General features: G+C 29.3%; 1 protein-coding gene. It reads left to right on the top strand.

Translation table 11 applies throughout. From position 1 onward, the window contains the following. Positions 1 to 117 precede the first annotated feature (117 nt). Positions 118 to 1,407, top strand: coding sequence for an ISL3 family transposase (locus ACODH8_RS14500; protein ID WP_420517808.1), 1,290 nt, complete (start codon positions 118 to 120; stop codon positions 1,405 to 1,407). Positions 1,408 to 1,474: the final 67 nt, after the last annotated feature.

Here is a 1,474-nt window from a genome sequence, read left to right as displayed (position 1 = left end):
AGGCTCTATAATTTCTACTGTTGGTAGTTTAAAACTATCAACAGTTTTTTTATACAAAAAAACATGTGATATCCGTTAGAATGAAATTGCGAAAGAACAATCTAAGGAGGACACCACATGTCATACTCACAGACTATCAAAGATATCTTAAATATTCTAGACCTAAATATTATTTTTAATGAAAATTGTTTATCTACCAAAAAGGTAAAAGGAATATATTCTCGTATTTTCAGTGGCTTTCTTGATGAAACACCACAATGCTGTATGCATTGTCAAACTCAGAAAGAAAACATTATAAAATGGGGATACACTTCTAGCCTTATTAAAGTCCCAACTATTTCTGAATACATTACTTACATTCAACTAAAGAAGCGTCGCTTCTTCTGTAAAAATTGCGAATCTACTTTTGTTTTAGATACTCCTTTCGTTTCTAGGAATCATTCAATCTCGAATAACTTAAAACGTTTGGTTGCCAAAAAATTAACCACTAAATATTCAATGACAGATATTTCGAGGGAAACTAATATTTCTACTTCAACTGTTTATCGCGTGTTAAAAGAATGGTATCAACCTATTCAGAAATATAGTTACTCTTTACCTAATGTACTCTGCTTTGATGAATTTAAATCTGTTAAAAATGTTGAAGGTTCAATGAGTTTTATTATGATGGATGGGGAGACAAAAGAATTAATTGATATTTTACCTGATAGAAGGCTACCTCATTTAGAAAAGTATTTTTCTGGTTTTTCTTTAAAAAATAGAGAAAATGTTCGATTTGTTGTAACTGATATTTATCGACCATATATCATATTGACCAAAAAGTTATTTCCAAATGCTAAAATTGTATTAGATAAATTTCATTTAGTTCAACTTATCGGCAAAGCGTTTCAAAAAATAAGAATTCGAATAATGAATCAATTAAAAAATCAATACAACGGAACTTACTACCGAAGGTTAAAAAAATATTGGAAGTTACTTCAAAAGAATCGCTTCAAACTTAACTATGAACATAAATACTGGCGTGCTGGTTTTAAAAACTACTTGTCTGAAAAAGAAGTTCTAGAACGCTTACTCAGTTATTCAACTGAGCTTGAAGAAGCTTATTCTGTTTATCAAAACATCCTTCATGCTTTTCAAGAAAAAGACTATCCTCTTTTTCTTGAATTAATTAATCAACCTAGTACTTTAAAAGAACTTATCCCTGTCTTTAAAACATTTAAACACTATCAATCTGAAATTCAGAATACATTTGATACAATTTATTCTAATGGTCCTTTAGAATGTATGAATAATCATATTAAAGTCATTAAACGTAATGCCTACGGCATGAGAAGTTTTTATAATTTCAAACTACGTATCACTATTTGTCTCAAAGGAAATGCTTTTAAAACACCAAAAAAGATCTAGAAAACTTTTGTTTTCTAGATCCTCATTCTTACTATTTACTCTCACCAACACTAGTTGACAAAGAGCC

The organism is Vagococcus fluvialis, from assembly GCF_048815235.1.
In the GTDB taxonomy this organism is placed as follows: domain Bacteria; phylum Bacillota; class Bacilli; order Lactobacillales; family Vagococcaceae; genus Vagococcus.
This window is presented reverse-complemented; position numbering and strand designations above follow the sequence as displayed.